General features: G+C 67.4%; 23 protein-coding genes. 16 read left to right on the top strand and 7 right to left on the bottom strand.

Going from position 1 to position 18780, the window contains the following annotated elements; all coding sequences use genetic code 11:
- Positions 1–852 precede the first annotated feature (852 nt).
- Positions 853–1530: a class I SAM-dependent methyltransferase gene (locus ABIE45_RS22930; RefSeq protein WP_192708163.1), complete on the top strand. Its 678-nt coding sequence runs from the start codon at positions 853–855 to the stop codon at positions 1528–1530.
- 59 nt (positions 1531–1589) lie between these two features.
- On the opposite strand, the gene ABIE45_RS22925 is transcribed toward ABIE45_RS22930, so the two are convergent.
- Complete coding sequence (locus ABIE45_RS22925) at positions 1590–1724, bottom strand: hypothetical protein (protein ID WP_373622545.1); 135 nt, start codon at positions 1722–1724, stop codon at positions 1590–1592.
- Positions 1725–1917: 193 nt separating this feature from the next.
- Between ABIE45_RS22925 and ABIE45_RS22920 the strand changes: the two genes are divergently transcribed.
- Both ABIE45_RS22920 and ABIE45_RS22915 read left to right on the top strand, forming a co-directional pair.
- Positions 1918–2172: a hypothetical protein gene (locus tag ABIE45_RS22920; protein WP_192708164.1), complete on the top strand. Its 255-nt coding sequence runs from the start codon at positions 1918–1920 to the stop codon at positions 2170–2172.
- A gap of 32 nt (positions 2173–2204) precedes the next feature.
- Entirely contained in the window at positions 2205–2438 is a 234-nt protein-coding gene (locus ABIE45_RS22915; protein WP_192708165.1) for a hypothetical protein, read from the top strand.
- A gap of 108 nt (positions 2439–2546) precedes the next feature.
- Here ABIE45_RS22915 and ABIE45_RS22910 read toward each other — a convergent pair whose 3' ends face one another.
- On the bottom strand, positions 2547–3341 hold the full coding sequence (locus ABIE45_RS22910; protein WP_192708166.1) for an ABC transporter permease: 795 nt from the start codon (positions 3339–3341) through the stop codon (positions 2547–2549).
- Between the two features lie 150 nt (positions 3342–3491).
- Here ABIE45_RS22910 and ABIE45_RS22905 point away from each other — a divergent pair, with 150 nt between their 5' ends.
- Complete coding sequence (locus ABIE45_RS22905) at positions 3492–3902, top strand: hypothetical protein (RefSeq protein ID WP_373622544.1); 411 nt, start codon at positions 3492–3494, stop codon at positions 3900–3902.
- 337 nt (positions 3903–4239) lie between these two features.
- On the opposite strand, the gene ABIE45_RS22900 is transcribed toward ABIE45_RS22905, so the two are convergent.
- The 5 genes from ABIE45_RS22900 to ABIE45_RS22880 all read right to left on the bottom strand — a co-directional run bounded on the left by ABIE45_RS22900 (position 4240) and on the right by ABIE45_RS22880 (position 6220).
- Positions 4240–4380: a hypothetical protein gene (locus ABIE45_RS22900; RefSeq protein ID WP_192708168.1), complete on the bottom strand. Its 141-nt coding sequence runs from the start codon at positions 4378–4380 to the stop codon at positions 4240–4242.
- A gap of 358 nt (positions 4381–4738) precedes the next feature.
- Entirely contained in the window at positions 4739–5017 is a 279-nt protein-coding gene (locus ABIE45_RS22895; RefSeq protein ID WP_192708169.1) for a hypothetical protein, read from the bottom strand.
- 259 nt (positions 5018–5276) lie between these two features.
- Positions 5277–5447 (bottom strand): hypothetical protein, encoded by a 171-nt coding sequence (locus tag ABIE45_RS22890; RefSeq protein ID WP_192708170.1) that lies wholly within the window; start codon positions 5445–5447, stop codon positions 5277–5279.
- A gap of 228 nt (positions 5448–5675) precedes the next feature.
- On the bottom strand, positions 5676–5927 hold the full coding sequence (locus ABIE45_RS22885; RefSeq protein ID WP_192708171.1) for a hypothetical protein: 252 nt from the start codon (positions 5925–5927) through the stop codon (positions 5676–5678).
- A 32-nt stretch (positions 5928–5959) separates the two neighbouring features.
- Complete coding sequence (locus ABIE45_RS22880) at positions 5960–6220, bottom strand: twin-arginine translocation signal domain-containing protein (RefSeq protein ID WP_373622543.1); 261 nt, start codon at positions 6218–6220, stop codon at positions 5960–5962.
- 442 nt (positions 6221–6662) lie between these two features.
- Here ABIE45_RS22880 and ABIE45_RS22875 point away from each other — a divergent pair, with 442 nt between their 5' ends.
- From ABIE45_RS22875 to ABIE45_RS22820, 12 genes are all read left to right on the top strand, one after another.
- Complete coding sequence (locus tag ABIE45_RS22875) at positions 6663–7769, top strand: ABC transporter substrate-binding protein (protein ID WP_192708172.1); 1107 nt, start codon at positions 6663–6665, stop codon at positions 7767–7769.
- Positions 7766–8560 (top strand): ABC transporter ATP-binding protein, encoded by a 795-nt coding sequence (locus ABIE45_RS22870; protein WP_192708173.1) that lies wholly within the window; start codon positions 7766–7768, stop codon positions 8558–8560. The genes ABIE45_RS22875 and ABIE45_RS22870 overlap by 4 nt, the downstream gene beginning before the upstream one ends.
- Entirely contained in the window at positions 8557–9342 is a 786-nt protein-coding gene (locus tag ABIE45_RS22865) for an ABC transporter permease (RefSeq protein WP_192708174.1), read from the top strand. The genes ABIE45_RS22870 and ABIE45_RS22865 overlap by 4 nt, the downstream gene beginning before the upstream one ends.
- On the top strand, positions 9339–10823 hold the full coding sequence (locus tag ABIE45_RS22860) for an amidase (RefSeq protein ID WP_192708175.1): 1485 nt from the start codon (positions 9339–9341) through the stop codon (positions 10821–10823). The genes ABIE45_RS22865 and ABIE45_RS22860 overlap by 4 nt, the downstream gene beginning before the upstream one ends.
- 459 nt (positions 10824–11282) lie before the next feature.
- Entirely contained in the window at positions 11283–11999 is a 717-nt protein-coding gene (locus ABIE45_RS22855) for a GntR family transcriptional regulator (RefSeq protein ID WP_373622542.1), read from the top strand.
- On the top strand, positions 11996–12763 hold the full coding sequence (locus tag ABIE45_RS22850; RefSeq protein WP_192708176.1) for an ABC transporter ATP-binding protein: 768 nt from the start codon (positions 11996–11998) through the stop codon (positions 12761–12763). Before ABIE45_RS22855 ends, ABIE45_RS22850 begins: the two co-directional genes overlap by 4 nt.
- Positions 12757–13572, top strand: a complete 816-nt coding sequence (locus ABIE45_RS22845) for an ABC transporter permease (protein ID WP_192708177.1) — start codon at positions 12757–12759, stop codon at positions 13570–13572. The genes ABIE45_RS22850 and ABIE45_RS22845 overlap by 7 nt, the downstream gene beginning before the upstream one ends.
- 53 nt (positions 13573–13625) lie before the next feature.
- Positions 13626–14606, top strand: a complete 981-nt coding sequence (locus ABIE45_RS22840; RefSeq protein WP_192708178.1) for an ABC transporter substrate-binding protein — start codon at positions 13626–13628, stop codon at positions 14604–14606.
- 149 nt (positions 14607–14755) lie between these two features.
- Positions 14756–15772, top strand: coding sequence for a zinc-binding dehydrogenase (locus ABIE45_RS22835; protein ID WP_192708179.1), 1017 nt, complete (start codon positions 14756–14758; stop codon positions 15770–15772).
- Positions 15773–15783: 11 nt separating this feature from the next.
- Positions 15784–16215, top strand: coding sequence for a PaaI family thioesterase (locus tag ABIE45_RS22830; RefSeq protein ID WP_192708180.1), 432 nt, complete (start codon positions 15784–15786; stop codon positions 16213–16215).
- Positions 16212–17036, top strand: coding sequence for a VOC family protein (locus ABIE45_RS22825; RefSeq protein WP_192708181.1), 825 nt, complete (start codon positions 16212–16214; stop codon positions 17034–17036). The genes ABIE45_RS22830 and ABIE45_RS22825 overlap by 4 nt, the downstream gene beginning before the upstream one ends.
- Entirely contained in the window at positions 17024–18538 is a 1515-nt protein-coding gene (locus ABIE45_RS22820) for a class I adenylate-forming enzyme family protein (protein ID WP_192708182.1), read from the top strand. Before ABIE45_RS22825 ends, ABIE45_RS22820 begins: the two co-directional genes overlap by 13 nt.
- The last annotated feature ends 242 nt before the right edge of the window (positions 18539–18780 follow it).

The raw sequence follows: 18780 nt of genomic DNA, 5'->3' as shown, positions 1-18780 counted from the left end.
CGTGATCTTGCGGACCCGTCCAGGGAAGGCGCGATGCCCCGGGGGCGCGCTCCCGCGGCGATCGTCTCCGATCTGTGCGGTGCCGGTGAGGTGTGGCTACCGTCCAGAAACGTCCTGCCCGTCTCAGCATGAAGCCCGAGCGGCCTCGATCCGACCTCGCGCCCGGGACAACGCGTCCTGTACGTGCCTTCTGTCGCCCGTGATCCCGCCAGCCACATGGCCGCTGAGCCGCCACCGTTGAGACGTCACGCTGCCGCCTGGTCTTCCTCACTGCGCTGAATCGTTGCCGACCTCTCGGTCGAGTAAAGGGGCGGATCAGCGCGAACCAGGGCTCGCATCTGCGACCAGCCGGCATGAAACTGCACCGGTCACGCCCGTTTCTGACTGGAATTCCAGAGCGGATAATTTGATTAAAATAACAAGGTCAATTTATTTTTACTTCAAGAAAATTTGAAGAAACTGCAGACCTTTACGTTAAATAGTCCATGAAACCATTTCGTTTGTCTTCGTATCGCACCGATGTGCAGCTGCGAGATGAAAGACACCGTCACTATGACAAACAATCCAATTTCTTGACATTTATCAAGCTACTTTGTTTCTTAATATATAGGAAAATACCATATTGAACGGTTTTACTCAGATCAGGCAAGTTTTCGCCCAGATCGAGTCCTGGTTCGAGGTCCCGACATACGCCAGTCGGCCTCCGAATAGCGCGAGGGCCAGAATCAGCCCTATGTCCGCGCAATGAAAGCAAACTTCAAATACGAATAAAGTAAAAAAGTGAGGGAAGCCATGCTCAATTTACCACAATTTCCCACAGTCCGGCACTTAACCAGTGCAACCAGAAAGATCATGCATCGTTTCGAGCGCTCGTTCCAAGACGAGAGACGCTATCGAGAATGGCTGTCGAGCCATGAGACGACCTTCGATCGGTGGGCGGACGGCTTATCGCGGGACCTTTGCCGCGAGGCGGTGGCATTCGAGAAAGACCTGTACGCCTTCGCGCAAACTCAAGATTTCCCCGTCCACATGGGCGGGAATGCATATGTCAGGCTCCTGTACTTCCTGGCCAGATACCTTCAGCCCGAAACCGTTGTCGAGACCGGGGTTTCGATCGGGTATTCCAGCCAAGCGATGTTGAGCGCCCTGGCCATGAATGGCAAAAGGCAACTCTACTCAAGAGAACTGCAATATCTTCATGACAACCAGTCCCATGAATACATTGGCCTACTGGTCAGCCCTGAATTTCGAGATCGATGGACGTTGCTGACAGAGGGTGACCGCATCAACCTGGCGCAGATCGCACAGCGGGTGGGCCGCATCAATCTGTTTCACTACGATTCCGACAAGAGCATTTCCGGGCGCATTTTCGCCTGCAATATCGCTCTCGAGCGAATGTCGAAGGGCGACGTTCTCGTCCTGGATGATGTGAATGACAACGATCATCTGCTGTCTCTGTCCAACCAGATCGGTCGCGCTCCGACCGTGTTCACCACGAAGTACAAATCGATCGGCCTCTTCATGATGTGACGACGGCTCGCCGCCAGGGGCCCGCGCGCATGCGATCGCGCGCGGGTGGAACGCGGCGACTACGCGTAGGCGAACGGTCGCGCACGCACCTGTGTCGTGAAGCGGGGCGTGCGCATCTTGTACTGGGTGGTCCCGTCGCGCCGGCTCACGTCGAGGCTCTGAACCGGCAGCGCGTCGATCCGGCTGAGGTGCACCCCGCGCTTCGCCGTGCTAGAACGGAGACAGAACAAACCCGACGGGCCGGGTCGGTTCAATCTGCGGGCGGACAGGGTCTTCCGCGGCGGATGGATGTGAACACGGCTCGAAGATGCCAAACGCGGCGCGGCCTTCGACGGCGCCCGTGGCTGGCGGTGAATCTGCGGCCGACCTGGGCGACGAGAGGCGACGATGGCGATGAAGACGGCGTTCGTGGTGCAGCCGTTCGAGGTGCACCGGAAGCGGTTGCGGCCGGCCCGGCAGGAGCCGGCGCAGACCGAGAGCGGGGCGCTGAAGAAGGCCGAGAACCTGGCCAAGCGGATGCCCGGCGCGGCGGCGCTGAAGGTGGTGGCCGACGACGAGACGGGCGAGCTGGAAGGCGTCACCATCCTCGGGCAGTGGGGCGAGATCCCGGACGACTTCGCCGAGAGCCTGCAGGGCGCGTAGGCCAGCGTTTACCAGCGGGGCGGGAGAGCGCCATGGCGGCCGTTCGGCGGGTCGGGAACTTCCTCCAGGTGCAGGACGGCGACGGCTGCCGCCACCTGCTGCGCGTGACGAGCGTTCAGGCGCTCAGCGACACGGACCTGATGCGCAACGAGACGTTCATCACGGCGGCCGGGCGAACGATCCGCGTGACGCAGCCGCTCGACGAGATCGTGGAGCTGGTGGCGCCGGGCGAGCGAACGGCGTCGGAGGAGGCGTGGCCGTTCTGACGCGGCGTCCGGCCGATCGCCACGAAGAAGCGGCCCCGGCCGAGGCTGACCGCGAGCGCCCCTTCGCGGCGAACTCCCAGACCGGGAAGGGGCGGCTGGCTGCCCCAATCAAGCACTCATCTTGGCAACAATGTGCTTAACAAGGTAGAGTCCGATCGACACCGAAATCAGCGCGAACATCAGAACGTAAAGATAGTCTATTTCAATCCTGGCGTAGGGATAATAGGCAGACCTCATCCATTCGGCCAGCTGAAGAACGGGGTTGTATTTCATCCAACTGTATATTTTGTCGGGCATATAGCTCGGCAGAAACATGACCCCGCTGGATATATACAAAATGATACTCAAAAGAGCGTATCCCAGCAGCCAGCCCGGAAAGAAGCCGATGATGGCGACATTGATCGTTCCGATGCCGATGCCGAGAAGGATGGCCGACAGATAGGCGCACATTGCCACGAACGGATCGGCCGGCACCGGATTGGCACCGATGCTGACAAGAACGGCAATGATGACGAGGAGGGCCAGAAATCCCGTCACGATCTCAACCAAAATCCGCGCAAAGATAACGTCGAATAGCTTAACTTGCGGATAATAGGTCAGCGGACGATTCGAGATGACCGCCTTCATGACTTCGCGCGAGATGTATTGGAAGACCAGCACCGGGACTGCGCCCGAGGCGAAGAACAGCGCCCGGTTGTCACCCAAAGGGGCGGGCAGCTTCTGGAACGTGTAGATGGCGATCAGCAGGAACACGTGCACGCAGGGCCAGAGCACGACGACGCCATACCCCCACAATGAGGCTCCGAAGCGCGTGCGCATGTCGCGCAGCATCAGGGCGTGCAGCACGTGCAGATAGGATTCGCCCGGGCTTTTCACCGCCGCAGTGCTGGGTAATGTCGACATCGGGCACAGATCCCTTCTGGTCCCTGTGGCTGTTCCGCGAAAAATCGGGCTAAAGTTGGTTAGAAGCGTCGCCGCCCGTCCCGGTATCCGGCTCTCGGTTACGGGCGGTCGTTGCGAACCGCGACGAGCGCGTCGGCAGAGCGCGCGCCGATGCAGGAATCGGCGCAGCGCACGCGCGGCCACCAATGGCCGGCTCGCGCGTTGGCTGCACGGTCCGATCTCGCTTTTCGATCTCGTTTGGAGCGCCTGATGCTCGCCCGATCCGCGTTGTTGCTCGTGATTCTCACGTCGAGCGCCCAAGCCGCGGCCTTCGACGACCTGAAGGGCTATCTGGCTTCTTGCCTGCGGTTCGAGATGGGGGGCTCCGCCGCGCAACGGGGCACGCCCCTGTCATCCCGGATCCACGACGCGCTGGATCGTTGCTCCGACGACGTCGCCCGGCTCGAACGGGCGGACGGGCGCCGTCTGCGCGGCGATGGTGGGATCAGCCCATCGACCAAGGAGGTGATCCAGAGCGTCGTGGGTCGCGGCGGTAGCGGTATCCGCAATGTCGGGTACTGAACGCCGCGATCGAAGCCCTCCGTGCCATAATAGGCTCTGAAAAAGCCCGTTCCGGCGGACCGGGCGGGCTGACGTGATCGCGTCATGGGGACGCTCTGAATGGCGCGATTTCGGACCCACGCGCCTCGTCTGTTCGGATGACGCCGGCGAGACAGTCGCGCGCAGCGCCAGGGGCGCGGGGTGGTCTCGTCTTCAGAACGGAGATTCCGGTCGCGCCGAGCGGGTCCGCCGGGCATGCAAACCGCAGGGCGCCCGGCGTCGTTTGAAGGCAGAGGGCGACGCTGGGCTGACCGCCCGGCTCCGATCCACTCACGCGGCAGAGCAGCGTCCGATCGGCTTACCGGTAGTAGCCGCCGCACACGAGATGACCGTGCTGGTTGCTGACGCCCGTGCCGCCGCAACGGGACGCGAAGATCCGGCTCCAGCGGGCCCCACCGTACCCGTCACCGCAGAGCGCCGTGAGGTAGGGACCTTCCATGTGGATGCGGTGACAGCTCGCTGCGTATGAGCCGCCGGGGAAGGCGAGAGCCGGAACACAGCCGAGCGATGAGAATATCGCACCTGCAACAAGCTGTTTGCGCATCTAAATCGACCCACTCTAATGTTTTTGGATCCACAACATGAGGATCTTTCCGGGACTCAGAGCTGTACAGCGCTCCGTTTTGGGCGTCTCCTGCTATCGTGTTGCGACCGTAACCTTGCGCCTCATCCCTCCATGGACCGCGAGCACGAAAAAGCCCGCACCGGCGGACCGGGCGGGCCAAGGCGGTTCGTGGTCTCAGGAACGAACTAGAAGCCCGTCTGGCAAGGTGCGTTCCAAAGGTGTGCCCCGAGGATCACTTCGAGCCGCCGCTGCCGGTCGAGCCGACCCGAGAGGGCTGACCCTCGTTGCCGGCCGCTGCAGAGTCGGTTGCGATGCTGTCCGCGGCGCGTCCCGTCGGCGAGTAGGTCGCCGCAGCGGCATCGCCGGTCGATCCGGGCTGGCGGGTCACGACGCCGGGCGCGCCGGGCGGCACGATGACGGTCGTGCTGGTCGGAGTCTCGATGATGGCCTGAGCGAAGGCTGGGGTCGCCAGAGCTGTGGCTAAGGCAGCGGCGAGGGCGAACTTGGTCACGTTGATCTCCTGTCGGGATTGATGCGGCAGGAAACTCCTGAAGCGTTCGCCAACAAGGACCGCGCGCAATCGATCCAAATCTCAGCACATGACGGAACGCCCGTGTGTGCAGGCGCACCCGAGACATAAAGAGAAACAGACTTCGTCTTGCGCTCGACGACCGGATTGGGAAAAGCCCGCCGCGGCGAAGCGGACGGACTGAGAGTAAGTCTCGGGCTTAGCGCCGCGTGAACGCGTTGATCACGCGCCGCGACAACACTCACCCCATGCTCAACGCGAGCACGAGCTGCTGGGCGGTGAAGGCCAGACCGGTCAGGAGCCCACCGACCACGAACACGTCGGCGAGGCCGCGCTCCGGTCGGCTTCTGGCAGCAGTCCGGCTCGGCGCGCGCGGCTCGCGCAGCCACACCACGTTGCCCGATTGTCTCATGACCGCCTCCAGCATCATTGCTGGGTCGTATCTGGGTCCGGTGACGATCGCCCGGCATGCGCCAGCGCACATGCGAGGCGCGCGGAAGTGGCAGCATCACCCGAACGGCGGCTTCGCGCTGGTCCGCGACCGCCAAGCGCGCCTTGCGCGCCTCGACTTCGCTCTCGGCCTTCCCGGACGGTCGATCTTTTGGGCGGCATGCCGGAGCGCCATAGGTCAGCGTGCCACTCAACGGGCGTACACGAGACCAATCTTGCGGCCGTTCTGCCAGGCGACCCTGCAGGGCTGGTCGACGCGCAGTGCTGCCGAGATCAGCCGCACCTCTCTGGGCAACATCAGGTCTGAAGCGACTTCGATCGTCGCACCGGATTTGTTGCGATCCCATACGAGGCAATCGCGACGTTCCAGGGGTTCGCCAAAATAGACCTGTCCGGTTTTCAGGGCGGCCCTGTGTAGCGGGTCTGTGCAATCCTCAGACATCGCCCGGCTCTGCATTGAAGATTCAGCTGGGGCTAAAGAGTCCGCACGGCCCGATTCCGTTCCAAAATTTCCACGCCCGGCGCGCGCGGCAGCGCGAGGGCGGCCGAGGACGGAGGATGCCCGCAGGTCTGGCTGCCGACATCGGCGCCCGGCGTCGTCATCCACTCGGGAATGCCCGGCGGGGCCGCCTCGTCCGATCGGGCCTGACCACCCGCCAGGAGAGCCGCCGCAGCCGCCGCGCCCTGCGCGAGGAAGCGGCGCCGCGTCGCCGGCGGTTCATCGTCGTGGCTCATCGCATCGAACTCCGGCCTGCGCCCGTTCCAGACCGCCCCTGAAGGCGCGTGACCCTGGGATCGATGAGTTGTTCATCGATCACAAGCCGCAATGCAACAATCGAGGATTTTTAGAAGTATATTTTGCCCCCAATTGGAACGTTAATACGTTTACCTCCCGAAGATCGATTGCAGAGAAACGCAGTCCGTCTCTCGGATCCGCAGGCGCCGGATGGCCGTCAATGGGCGACGAGACGACGTGAATGGATCGACATTCGCCGCCCGTGATGGCGCGGCCGCAGGCCGTGCTGTGTCCAGCATGGGAACGGAAACGGCATTGTTCGTCTAAAAATTGGACGAACAAGCTATAAAATCAGCTGTAAATGAAAGCAATTTCCTCCCTGATGAAATTGTATTTCGTATATACCGGCCGGGCTCGACGGACAGCCCGGTATATGTGCTTGTGACATCTCGATTTCGGACGCGTCTCAGCGCCTCGCCACTGCTCCGAGCGGCTTTCGCGACGGCCGCCCTGAGCCTTTGCCTCTCGGCGCCGGCCCAGGCCCTCGACAGCGTCAAGGTCGGCCTCGCCATACCGCCGACGGTCACCGACGGCAGCGTTCAGGCGATTGCCGAGGAACTCGGGTTCTTCAAGCAGGAAGATCTGGACGTCGCCTACGTGGTTCTTCCCGGGGCCGGTGCGCTGCTGCCGCAGCTGCTGCAGAAGACCATCACGATCGCTCTGCCGCTGCCCGAGACCCTGCTCGCCGCACACAAGGCCGGCGAGAAGCCGCTGCCGGTCGCCTATTTCTACAATGCCGGGCCCCGCAACACGCTCGAACTCGCCGTCCGGGCCGATTCCGACATCCGCAGCCTCGCCGACCTGAAGGGCAAGCGGATCGGCGTCGGCGCCCTGACCTGGGGCACGATCCCCCAGACGCGCGCCCTGATGCGCTCGGTCGGCCTGGAGCCCGGACGGGATGTGAGCATCGTGGCGGCCGGGGTGCTCGGGGCCGGCTTCCACGCGCTGCGGGAGGACCGGGTCCAGGCGCTCAACTTCAACAGCTCCTGGATCGACATCATGGAGGACCAGGGCATTCCGGCGCGCCGGCTGGATTATCCGCCCGTGTTCCGGCGCATGGTCGTCAACGGGTTCCTCGCGCACCGGTCGACGCTGGAGCAGAACCCCGCGCTTCTCGAGCGCTTCGGACGGGCGTGGTCGAAGGCGCTCGCCGTCTGCGACCTGAATCCGAAAGCCTGCATCGAGGCGTTCTGGCGCAAGAACCCGTCCGTGGCGCCGCAGGCGGACCGCGACAAATCCCTGGATGCGAGCACCCGGCTGCTCAGGCGGTGGATCGAGCCGGTGATGCGGGACGAGGCCGGTGCCGCCCGCGTGCCGGGTGCCTTCGATCTCACGATCATCGCCGCCTATGTCCGCGAGATGCATCGCTACGGCGAGTTCGCGACGGCCGACCTGCCCCTGGACGCCTATTTCTCGAACGCCCTCGTGCCGGGCTTCGCACGGTTCGACCGTGCGGCCCTCGAGGCGCAGGCGCGCGCGCTGCCATGACGGCCGCGCCCGCTTCCGACCATGTCCGCCTCGAGGCCGTCCGTTTCGCCTATGGCGGGTCGGCGGGAGCCCCTGTGCTCGAGAACCTGTCGCTCTCGGTGGAGGAGGGGGCCTTCGTGGCGATCCTCGGGCCGTCGGGCGGCGGCAAGTCCACGGTGCTGAAGCTCCTGTCCGGCTTGGTCCGGCCGCAGGGCGGGACCATCCGGATCGGCGGCACGCCGGTGACCGGCCCGCGCCGGGACGTCGGCATGGTGTTCCAGAAGCCGATGCTCCTGCCGTGGCGGAACGTGCGCGACAACGTCCTGCTGCCGGCCGGCTTCGCGCGCGCGGCCTCCGCGCGCGAGGTCGCGCGCGCCGACGCGTTGCTGGCGACCGTCGGCCTCTCCGACAGCGTGAAGCTCTATCCGGGCCAGCTCTCCGGCGGCATGGCGCAGCGGGTCGGGCTGGCCCGGATGCTCCTGCACGATCCGCGCCTCCTGCTGCTCGACGAACCCTTCTCGGCCCTGGACGCGATGACCCGGGAGCACCTCTCCCTGGAGCTGCAGCGACTCTGGATGGAGGAGCGCCGCACGGCCCTGTTCGTCACCCACTCGATCCCCGAGGCGCTGTTCCTGGCCGACCGGGTCGTCGTGCTCGCGGGGCGGCCGGGCCGCATCCTCGCCGACATGCCGGTGCCCCTGCCGCGACCGCGCACCCTCGAGACGCTCAGCGGCGCGCAGTTCGGGACCCTCGCGCTCGAACTCCGCCGGTTGTTCGACGCGGCGGCCCGGCCCGGAGCCCGCGCCGCATGACCCTCCTGCGCAACATTGTCCCGCCTCTGATCACGCTGGCCCTGGTGCTGGCTCTCTGGGCCTACGTCACCGGACCCGGCGGGCTGCCGAGCTACCTGCTGCCGGATCCGGTCTCGGTCGGTCGGGCACTGTGGACCGGGCTCGTCAGCGGCGAGTACGGGCCGCACATCCAGTTCACCCTGACCTCGACGCTCCTCGGATACGGCATCGGCTCCGTCGCGGCCGTGATTGCGGGCGTCCTGGTGGCCGAGAGCCGGACCTTCGAGCGCTTCGTCTTCCCCTACATCGTGGCGATCCAGGCGATGCCGAAGGTCGCGCTCGCACCGCTGATCCTCGTCTGGTTCGGCTTCGGGCTCGCCTCCAAGGTCGTGCTGGTCGCGCTGATCTGTTTCTTCCCGCTCCTCGTGAACACGATCGCGGGCATCCGCCGGACCGACCCTGAGCTCATCGACATGGCCCGGTCGTTCTCCCGGCCGGCCTGGTGGATCTTCCTGCACGTGAAGCTTCTGGCGGCCGCCGGGGCGATCTGCGCGGGCCTCGAGATCGGGATCGTGCTGGCGCTGATCGGCGCGATCGTCGGCGAGTTCGTCGCCGCCGAGAAGGGGGTCGGCTACCTGATCGGCTCCGCGACGGTGAACATGAACGTCGCCACCATGTTCGCGGGCGTCCTGCTGCTCGCCGGCTTCGGCATCGCGGGAAGCGCGCTCGTGCGCTTCGCCCAGAGGCGGATCGTGTTCTGGGAACGGGCGCCGGATCCATCGACGCGGGGAGAGCGCGCATGAGCCTGGATGCACAGCTGCCGGAGGCGCTCGCCTTCGCGTCGGCGACCGAACTGGTCGGGCGCCTGAAGGCGCGGGAGTTCACGGCACGCGCGCTGCTCGAATTCCAGCTCGCGCGCGTGGCGCGGCTCAATCCCGAGATCAACGCGATCGTCTACACCGACCTTCCGGCCGCGCGGGACCGCGCCGACCAGGCCGACGCGGCTTTGGCCCGCGGCGAGGATTGGGGGCCGCTCCACGGGCTGCCGATGACCGTGAAGGAGACGAACAACGTCGCCGGCTGGCCGACCACCTACGGCGATCCGGCCCTGGCCGAGGCGATCCCGACGCACAGCGCCGTCATCGTCGAGCGGCTGCTTGCGGCCGGCGCGATCCTCTTCGGCAAGACCAACGTGCCGATCAACGCCCTCGACTGGCAGAGCTACAACGCGATCTACGGGACGACGCGCAATCCCTGGGATCTCGAGCGCACGCCGGGCGGCTCGTCCGGCGGCTCCAGCGCGGCTTTGGCCGCGGGGCTCGTGCCGCTCGAACTCGGGAGCGACGCCGGCGGCTCGATCCGCTTCCCGGCCCATTTCTGCGGGGTCTACGGCCACAAGCCGAGCCCCGGCATCGTCCCCGTCGCCGGCAATGAGCGCGGGGCAAGCCTCCTCGACAACGACCTCGTGGTGAGCGGCCCGCTCGCCCGGACGGTGGCCGACCTCACCTGCGCCCTCGACGTCCTCGCGGGACCGGCGGGGCCGGCCGCCAAGGCCTGGCGCCTGGACCTCCCGGCGCCGCGGGCGAGGCGCCTCGCCGCATTCCGGGTGGCCTACGTGACCGACTCGCCCGTCGCCGAGGTGGACGAGCCGGTCCGGGCCGCGATCCGGGCCCTGGCCGAGCGCCTCGCGGGCCTGGGCGCCCGGGTCACGGCCGACGCGCTCCCGTTCGACGATCACGCCGCGCACCACGCGACCTATCTCCAGCTGCTGCGCGGATCGGCGTCGGCCCGCCTCCCGCAGGCGGTGTTCGAGGAGGCCGTCCTGCGCCTCACGGAGCCGGGCACGAACGCGACGCCCTACGTGGCGCGGATGGCGCAGGCGCACGCGCAGCGCCACCGCGACTGGATCCTGGCCGAGGAGCGCCGGGCCGCGCTGAAGCGGGATTGGGCAACCTTCTTCGAGCGCTACGACGTGCTCCTCGCCCCCGTCACGGTCTGCGCGGCCTTCCCGATCGACGAGGCGCGGCCGCGGGAGGAGCGCGTGCTGCAGATCAACGGACACGCGGTCGACTACAACGACCAGCTGTTCTGGGCCGGGCTGGCGACGCTGCCGTCCCTGCCGGCGACGGCGGTCCCGATCGGCTATGACGGCCACCTGCCGATCGGCATCCAGGTGATCGGGCCGCATCTCGAAGACCGGACGACGCTCGCGTTTGCGGCCGAGCTCGAACGTCTGCATCCATTCGCGCCGCCCCCGCGCTACGCGCCGTCTGCTGGCCCGTGACACGGAAATCGACACGCGCGGCCGGCTGTCTAAGCCCGTCTCCGTAGTAACGGGGCACGTTGCCAGTTTCGCGCGAGAATTATCTGCTTCCGGACCGCTCAGCGCAGGCAGAACCTTCTGCCGACATCCGGCAGCAGAGCGTGAATCGATCAAACACGCGGCGCGCGCGCCGACAGGCCGGCAAAGTCCTGGCACGGTCCATGCCTCTGTGGGATGCTCACCAGGCTCGGTAAGCGTCTCATCCGCTCTCGGTGGATGCGTTCGCCGCGGCCGTCCTTGCGAGCGGAGCGAGGAAATCCAGAGGGCGTCGCGATCGTCGAGGTCGCGCGGCCCTGGGTCATGTCGCTGCGCTCGTGATGATGGCGGGAAATGCATCGCGCGATGCGCTCAAATGGAAACCGTCTCAGGGGAACTATGCGGAAGCCGCACGGCGATCTGGCATCCATTCAGCCGATGAGCGTGGTCGGCCTGCCTTCGGCCACGCTGAAGGCGAACCAAGCCTACGACACCCTGCGGCGGGAGATCGTCTCCTGCCGCCTGCTGCCGGGCACGCGCTTCACCGAGACGGAGCTGATGGAGCGTTTCGCGCTGGGCAAGGCCAGCTGCCGGATCGCGCTCCAGCGCCTGACGCAGGACGGCTTCGTCGCCTCCATGCCGCGGCACGGCTACCGGGTCGCGCCGGTCACCGTGAAGGACGTGGACGAGATCTTCGCCCTGCGCACCGAGCTGGAGCCGCTGGCGGCCCGCGGCGCGGCCGGGCGGGTGAACCGGGGGCAGCTGGAGCGGCTCGAACAGGCCTGCCGCCGGCGCATCGACGTCGATGTCGGCAACCAGATCGACTTCTTCCTGGAGGCCAACCGCAGCTTCCACATGGCGATCGCCGTCGCGTCCGGGAACCAGCGGCTCTGCCGCGCCCTCTCGGGCCTCCTCGACGAGATGACCCGCCTCGTGGCGCTCGGCTTCGGCGTGCAGGGCGTGCGGCCCAACATCGAGAACGACCACACCGCCATGATCGAGCATCTCGTGGCGGGGGATGCCGAGAGCGCCGCCCAGGTGGCGCGCCGCCACGTCGAGACCTTCCGCGCCATGACCCTGGAGAAGGTGATCGCGAGCCTGCGCGACACCGCCGTGATCGGGCCGGCGGCGCCCGTCCAGTCGGACGGGAGCGAGCGGTGAACGCGGTCGAGATCGACCATGTCGGAAAGTGGTTCGGCCAGCGCGAGGGCGCGCCGCTCCACGTTCTCCAGGACATCGCCCTGACGGTGCCGCAGCGGGCGGTGGTGGCGATCGTCGGCGCGTCGGGCTGCGGGAAGAGCACGCTGCTCAACATCATCGCCGGGCTGATCGAGCCGGATGCCGGCGGCGTGCGCCTGTTCGGGACGGCGGCCCGGGAATTCCGCGACTGGCGCGCCATGACCTACATGTTCCAGGAGGACCGGCTCCTGCCGTGGCGCACGGCGGCGCAGAACGTCGCCTTCGGGCTGGAGGCCGGCAGCATGCCGGCCGCCGAGCGCCGCCGGCGGGTGGATGAGACCCTCGAGCTCGTCGGCCTGTCGCGCTTCCGCGATGCCTACCCGCACGAGCTTTCCGGCGGCATGCGCAGCCGGGTCGCCCTGGCCCGCAGCCTCGTCACCGAGCCGAGCCTCCTGCTCCTCGACGAGCCGTTCTCGAAACTCGATCCGACGATCCGCGCTCAGATGCACGCCGAGCTGCTGCGCATCGCGGCCTTGCGGGCGATGACCCTGATCTTCGTCACCCACGACGTGGAGGAAGCGGTGGTGCTGGCCGACCGGATCGTTGTGCTGCAGCCCAATCCCGGCCGCGTGCGCCTCGTTCAGGAAGTCGCCCTCGACCGCCCGCGGGATCCGCTCTCGGAGGCGGTGACCGAACAGGTCCGCCGCCTGCGCCTCGCCCTCTCGGAGGAGCCGGTCCCATGCTAGTCCGGACACCCGAGGCCATGCTGCGCCGCCCGCGAGCTGGCGTTGTCCGCACCCATGGCGGCACACTCCTGCAGCGTCTGGCCCTGATCGGGCTGGCCCTGGCCGCCTGGTATGTCGGCTCTCTCCACGCGCCGAGCTTCGTCCTGCCGAGCCCGGCCCGTGTCTGGACGGCCTGGACCGGCCTCGTCGCCACGCCGAGCTTCGCCGCCGATCTCGGCATCACCCTCGGCCGCGTCGCCGCGGGCTTCGCCCTCGCCGCCCTGGTCGGCCTGCCGCTCGGCCTCGCGCTGGGCGCAAGCCGGGCGCTCGGCGGGTTCTTCGAGCCAGTGCTCACGGTGATGAACACCGTCTCGTCGGCGATCTGGGCGATCTTCGCGCTGATCTGGTTCGGGCTGTCGAACTGGACCACGATCTTCGTGGTGTTCATGACCGCGATGCCGCTGATCCTAACCAATGTCTGGCAGGGCACCCGGACGGTCAGCGCCGAGCATCTCGAACTCGCCCGCACCTTCCGCATGCCCCGGCGAAAGGTGCTGACCAAGATCTACCTGCCGACCATCCTGCCGGCCTTCTTCTCGGGCGCCCGGCTCGCCATCGGCTTCGGCGCCCGGGTGGTGCTGGTGGCCGAGAGCCTGGGGGCGAGCAGCGGCATCGGGTACCGGCTGCGTCAGGCCGCCGACCTCGTGCAGACCGATCAGGTCTTCGCCTGGACCCTCACCCTCGTCGCCCTGATGATCGGCCTGGAGACCCTGGTCCTCAAGCCGGCGGAGCGGCGCCTGTTCGCCTGGAAGAAGGCGAGCCCGGCATGAGCGCGGCCTCTGATCTCCCTCGTCGCCCCGCTACCAGAGTTCAGGAGGCCGCGTTGAAACGGATCGGTGCCCTTCTCGCCTGCGCGCTGCTCGCGGCGGCTCTGCCAGGCCGCGCCCAGGCCGAAACGGTCCGCATCGGCTACTGGAGCTCGGGCATCAGCCTCGGCTTCGGCGCGGTGCTCGAAGCCGGCCAGTTCATGGAGAAGCAGGGGCTGACGCCGGAATACGTCAAGTTCCCCGACGTCAACGCGCCCACCAAGGCGATGGCGGCCGGCGCCATCGATTTCGCCATCGCGGCGAGCGCCGGAACCTCGCTGAGCGTCACCGCCGACGGCCTGCCGCTCAGCATCGTGCTGGCGACGCAGGTGGCCGATCTCGACTTCGTCGTGCCGGAGGATTCGCCGATCCGCACGATGGCGGATCTCAAAGGCAAGAAGATCGGCACCTCGCCGGCGGGCAGCGGCACCGCCGCCATCGCGGCTGCGATCCTCGAAGGCAATCACGGCCTCAAGCCCACGGATTATCAAGCGGTGCCGGGCAACGACTCGCGGCTGGCGCAATTCCTCGTCCAGAAGGACATCGACGCGGCCGCCTTGCGGACCGTCACCCTGGCGCTCCTGCCGGACGTCAAGATGCGCCGGCTCGGGACGTTTCGCGAGGAATGGAAGCGCCTCACCCGGCAGGATGCCCCGCCCGTGCTCGGCGTCGGCCTGATGCGCAAGGCCTGGATGACGCAGAATCCGGACGGCCCCGCCAAGGTGGTCGCGGCGATGCGCAAGGCGTTCGAATACGGCAAGGCCGATAAGCCCGGCGTGGCCAAGATCCTGATGGCCTCCGCCAACCTGAATGCCACCGATGCCGCGGCCTACGCGGCGCTCTGGGACGGCATCTACACCGTCAGCCTGGAACCCGCCGACATCGCGTCGCTCAAGCGGGAATTCGAGGTCTTCAAGGCGGTCGGCGCCGTCCAGGGCAGCCTGCCCGAGGGAGCCCTCGTGCCAGGCCCCTACGAGCAGTCGAAGGCCATCCCTTAGAGCCGTGCGCGATCGCGCTGCGATCGGTCTCGGCTCTAAGGTCTTGTTTTAACGCGCTCCCTTGCGCCGAACCGAGGTCCACTTCGGCGGAGAGCGCTCTAACCGTCGGCCAGAAGACCCGACGCCGTACCGAGAGGAAACAGGTCCCCATGGCAGACACGATGCGAGCCCTCGTGCTGGAGGCGCACGGCGACATCGATACGCTGAAGGTCGTCGCCGACTATCCGAAGCCCGCTCCGGGCCCCGACGAGGTCCTCATCCGGGTGGGCGCCTCCTCGTTCAACTACCACGACGTGTTCACCGTGAAGGGCATGCCCGGCATCAAGGTGCCGATGCCGGTGGTGATCGGCCTCGACATGGCCGGCCAGATCGTCGAGCTCGGCGCCGGCGTCGCGGATTGGCGCGTCGGCGACCGGGTGCTGGTCAATCCGCTGAACAAGGCCAAGGGCCTGATGGGCGAGATGCTCGACGGCGGCATGGCCGAGTATTGCCGGGTCTCGACGAGCCAGCTGATCGCGATGCCGCCCGACGTGAGCTACGCGGACGCCGCCTCGCTGCCCGTGGCCTACGGCACCGCCCACCGGATGCTGATCACCCACAACACCGTAAAGGCCGGCGACAAGGTCCTGATCCTGGGCGCCAGCGGCGGCGTCGGCACCGGCTGCGTGATGCTGGCCAAGCAGCTCGGCGCCGAGGTGATCGCCTGCGCGGGCAGCGCCGAGAAGATGGAGGCGCTGAAGGCGCTCGGGGCCGATCACGTGGTCAATTACCGCGAGACCGACTTCTCGAAATGGGCGATCCAGACCTACGGCAAGCCGCAGCGCCGGACCTACGAGGGCGGCGTCGACGTGGTGATCAACTTCACCGGCGGCGACACCTGGGTGCCCTCGCTCAAATGCCTGAAGCGCGGCGGCACGCTGCTCGTCTGCGGCGCCACCGCGGGGCACGATCCGAAGGAGGATCTTCGCTACATCTGGAGCTTCGAGCTGAAGGTGATCGGCTCGAACAGCTTCTACGACGACAATCTCGCGGCCCTGATGGACATGATCCAGGCCGGCACCCTCAAGCCCACGATCGACAGGGTCCTGCCCCTGGAGGAGGCGGCCGAGGGCCTGCGGATGATCCGCGACCGTGAGGTCATGGGCAAGATCGTCGTCACGCCGTAGGAGCACCTGCCATGTCGGATACCCAGACGCCCGCGCCCCTGAGCCGGGAAGACGTGGAGGCCTTGCTCCTGCGCGGCCCGTTCCACCAGTGGCTCGGCCTCTCCGTCGTCTCGGTCGGCGCGGGCACGATCGAGCTGAAGGCGACGTGGCGCCCCGAATGGGTCGTCAACGCCGAGCGCGGCTACGTCCATGGCGGCATCCTGGCGACTCTGGTCGACCTGACCGCCGACTGGGCGCTGGTGTCCAAGACCGGCCGCGGCGTGCCGACCGTGGACCTGCGCGTCGATTATCACCGCCCGGCGATGCAGGGCGACCTGACCTGCCGGGGCAATGTGGTGAAGTTCGGCGGCCAGCTCTCGGTGGCCGAGGCGCAGATCCTCGATTCCGAGGGCCGGCTGCTCGCCAGCGGCCGCGGCGTCTACATGACCGCGCCGCCGAAATGAGCGACGCCGCGGGGAGGGCGGTCCGGCCGGGTCCCGCCCTCGACCACGTGGTGATCAACGTCCTCCGCCGCATGGATGCGGCGGCGGCCCTGTTCACCGAGCTCGGCTTCCAGCTGACGCCGCGCGGGCGCCATTCGCTCGGGTCCATCAACCACCTGATTATGACGCCCGGCGCCTATCTGGAGCTGGTCGGCGTGCCCGAGGACGGCCCGCAGCGCCAGGACGTGCTCGACAGCCCGTTCGGGCTGAACGGTCTCGTCGTGGCGAGCGCCGACGCGGACGAGACCTTCGCGCGTCTCTCGGCGGTCGGCCTGCCGGTCGGGCCGCCGGTGGCGTTCTCGCGGCCGGTCACTCTGGGTGACAGGACCGAGGAGGCCCGGTTCCGGACCGTACGCCTGCCGACGTCGCTATTTCCGGCCGGCCGGATCTACCATTGCCAGCACCTGACCCCGGATCTGGTCTGGCGGGAGCCCTGGTTCGTTCACCCGAACGGGTTCTGCGGCATCGGCGGCTTCACGGTGGCCAGCCCGGCGCCGGAGGCGGAGGCGCCGCGCTATGCCGCCGCCTGCGGCGCGGTTGTCGAGCGGGCCGGGGAGGCGTGGACCTTCCGCCTGGGCGAGACCTGCGTGACGATCGAGCCGGGCCCGGCGGCGCGCTTCGCCGGCCTCGTGCTGCACTTTACCGACCTGACGGCGCTCGAGGCCCGGGCGCGCGCCGTACCGGACGCGGACTGGATCCGGCTCTCCTCCGAGGAGGCGGAGCTGGCGCTGCCGGACTTCCAGCTCACGCTGTGCTGCAGGAGCGCCCGATGCGCCCCGTGACCAATCTCGGCGCCCTCGTCGACCCCACCGGCGATCCCGACGCCCCCATGATCATCGGATTGCGTCCGGGCGCCGAGCCGGCAATCCTGTCGCGCGCGGCCCTCGACGCGATGGCCGACGCTTTCGCCCGGGGGCTGCTGCGCGGCGGCCTGCGGCGGGGCGAGCGCATCGCCATCCTGTCGGCCAACCGGCCCGAGTTCATCGCGCTGCTGCTCGGGGCGATGCGCGCCGGGATCGTCCCGACGCCGGTGAACCACAAGTTCCCCGCGGCCACGATCCGGAGCGTGCTCGCCGATTGCGGCGCGCGCCTCGTCGTCTGCGACGCGCCGCGGCGCGCGCAGCTTCCCGCCGACCTGCCGCCGGATCTGCGCGTCGCCGCGTTCGATGCCGCGGGTGCGGACGGGATCGGGCCCTGGCTCGATCCGGGCCCCTTCGACCCGATCGACCCGCACCCGGACGAAATGGGCCTGCTCCTGTACACGTCCGGCTCGACCGGCCGTCCGAAGGGCGTGATGCTCTCGCATGCGAGCCACCTCTGGGTGGTGCGCACGCGCATGGCGGAGGACGACCTGCGGCAGGACCGCGTCCTGATCGCGGCGCCGCTCTACCACATGAACGCGCTGGCCCTGGCGCTCCTGGTCTGCGCGTCCGGCGCCACCATGGTGCTGCTGCCGCAATTCGAGGCCCGCGCCTATATCGAGGCCATCAGCCGGCACCGCTGCACGTGGCTCACCGCCGTGCCGCCGATGATCGCCATGATGCTGCGGGAGCGCGACGCGCTCGCGCAGGCCGATCTGACGAGCGTGCGCGCGGTGCGGATGGGATCCGCCCCGGTCAACGACACCCTGGCGCACCAGATCCGGGCCCTCCTGCCCAACGCCCGCATCATCAACGCCTACGGCACCACCGAGGGCGGTCCGATCGTGTTCACGCAGCACCCGGACGGGCTGCCGACGCCGATCGCCTCCGTGGGATATCCCCATCCGGGCGTCTCCGTGCGTCTCGTCGGTCCGAAGGCTCCGGAAACCGGCGTGCTGCAGATCCGCAGCCCGGCCCTCATGCTGGGCTATCACAACAGGCCGGAGACGCCGTCGCCGATCACCGCGGATGGCTACTACGACACCGGCGACATCTTCCGCCGGGACGAGCACGGATTCCACACCGTCCTGGGCCGAACCGACGACATGTTCGTCTCCGGCGGCGAAAATATCTTCCCGGGCGAGGTCGAACTCGTCATCGAGAGCCACCCGGACGTGCTGCAGGCCTGCGTGGTCCCGGTCGAGGACGCGATCAAGGGCACCAAGCCGGTGGCTTTCGTCGTGCTGCGCCCGGGCGCCGCGGCCGACGAGGCCGTGATCAAGCAGCACGTCCTCGCCAACGCCCCGGCCTATCAGCATCCCCGGCGGGTCTGGTTCCTCGATGCGATGCTGCTCGCCTCGACCAACAAGATCGACCGGAACGGATTGCGGCAGCGGGCGGCGGCGGCGGTTCGGGCCGTGTGAATCACGCCGCGTCAGCCGCAGCACCCGTCACGTCCTTCAAACGTGATGGATGAATCGTACGCTGCAGATCATCTGTTTGCAGGTTCAAAATTCTGCCCGCTTCGTCCACTGACTGAAACGCGGCCGCAAGATCGCAGCCAACATTTCCCGGGCGGTTCGCCACCGGACGATGACTGTGAACGGCACCGGTCCGAAGACAGCCGTCGAATATTGCAATCAATGCGCCAGAATAGTACGTTTTG

Origin of the sequence: Methylobacterium sp. OAE515, from assembly GCF_041806315.1 — a bacterium.
In the GTDB taxonomy this organism is placed as follows: domain Bacteria; phylum Pseudomonadota; class Alphaproteobacteria; order Rhizobiales; family Beijerinckiaceae; genus Methylobacterium; species Methylobacterium tardum.
This window is presented reverse-complemented; position numbering and strand designations above follow the sequence as displayed.

What these genes read in the sequence shown, in the direction of transcription:
- ABIE45_RS22910 (WP_192708166.1), bottom strand. Translation starts at nt 3,341, where the DNA reads ATGTCGACATTACCCAGCACTGCGGCGGTGAAAAGCCCGGGCGAATCC.
- ABIE45_RS22900 (WP_192708168.1), bottom strand. Translation starts at nt 4,380, where the DNA reads ATGGAAGGTCCCTACCTCACGGCGCTCTGCGGTGACGGGTACGGTGGG.
- ABIE45_RS22885 (WP_192708171.1), bottom strand. Translation starts at nt 5,927, where the DNA reads ATGTCTGAGGATTGCACAGACCCGCTACACAGGGCCGCCCTGAAAACC.
- ABIE45_RS22820 (WP_192708182.1), top strand. Translation starts at nt 17,024, where the DNA reads ATGCGCCCCGTGACCAATCTCGGCGCCCTCGTCGACCCCACCGGCGAT.
- ABIE45_RS22835 (WP_192708179.1), top strand. Translation starts at nt 14,756, where the DNA reads ATGGCAGACACGATGCGAGCCCTCGTGCTGGAGGCGCACGGCGACATC.
- ABIE45_RS22865 (WP_192708174.1), top strand. Translation starts at nt 8,557, where the DNA reads ATGACCCTCCTGCGCAACATTGTCCCGCCTCTGATCACGCTGGCCCTG.
- ABIE45_RS22920 (WP_192708164.1), top strand. Translation starts at nt 1,918, where the DNA reads ATGGCGATGAAGACGGCGTTCGTGGTGCAGCCGTTCGAGGTGCACCGG.
- ABIE45_RS22930 (WP_192708163.1), top strand. Translation starts at nt 853, where the DNA reads ATGCATCGTTTCGAGCGCTCGTTCCAAGACGAGAGACGCTATCGAGAA.
- ABIE45_RS22830 (WP_192708180.1), top strand. Translation starts at nt 15,784, where the DNA reads ATGTCGGATACCCAGACGCCCGCGCCCCTGAGCCGGGAAGACGTGGAG.
- ABIE45_RS22890 (WP_192708170.1), bottom strand. Translation starts at nt 5,447, where the DNA reads ATGAGACAATCGGGCAACGTGGTGTGGCTGCGCGAGCCGCGCGCGCCG.
- ABIE45_RS22825 (WP_192708181.1), top strand. Translation starts at nt 16,212, where the DNA reads ATGAGCGACGCCGCGGGGAGGGCGGTCCGGCCGGGTCCCGCCCTCGAC.
- ABIE45_RS22905 (WP_373622544.1), top strand. Translation starts at nt 3,492, where the DNA reads ATGCAGGAATCGGCGCAGCGCACGCGCGGCCACCAATGGCCGGCTCGC.
- ABIE45_RS22870 (WP_192708173.1), top strand. Translation starts at nt 7,766, where the DNA reads ATGACGGCCGCGCCCGCTTCCGACCATGTCCGCCTCGAGGCCGTCCGT.
- ABIE45_RS22915 (WP_192708165.1), top strand. Translation starts at nt 2,205, where the DNA reads ATGGCGGCCGTTCGGCGGGTCGGGAACTTCCTCCAGGTGCAGGACGGC.
- ABIE45_RS22845 (WP_192708177.1), top strand. Translation starts at nt 12,757, where the DNA reads ATGCTAGTCCGGACACCCGAGGCCATGCTGCGCCGCCCGCGAGCTGGC.
- ABIE45_RS22880 (WP_373622543.1), bottom strand. Translation starts at nt 6,220, where the DNA reads ATGAGCCACGACGATGAACCGCCGGCGACGCGGCGCCGCTTCCTCGCG.
- ABIE45_RS22860 (WP_192708175.1), top strand. Translation starts at nt 9,339, where the DNA reads ATGAGCCTGGATGCACAGCTGCCGGAGGCGCTCGCCTTCGCGTCGGCG.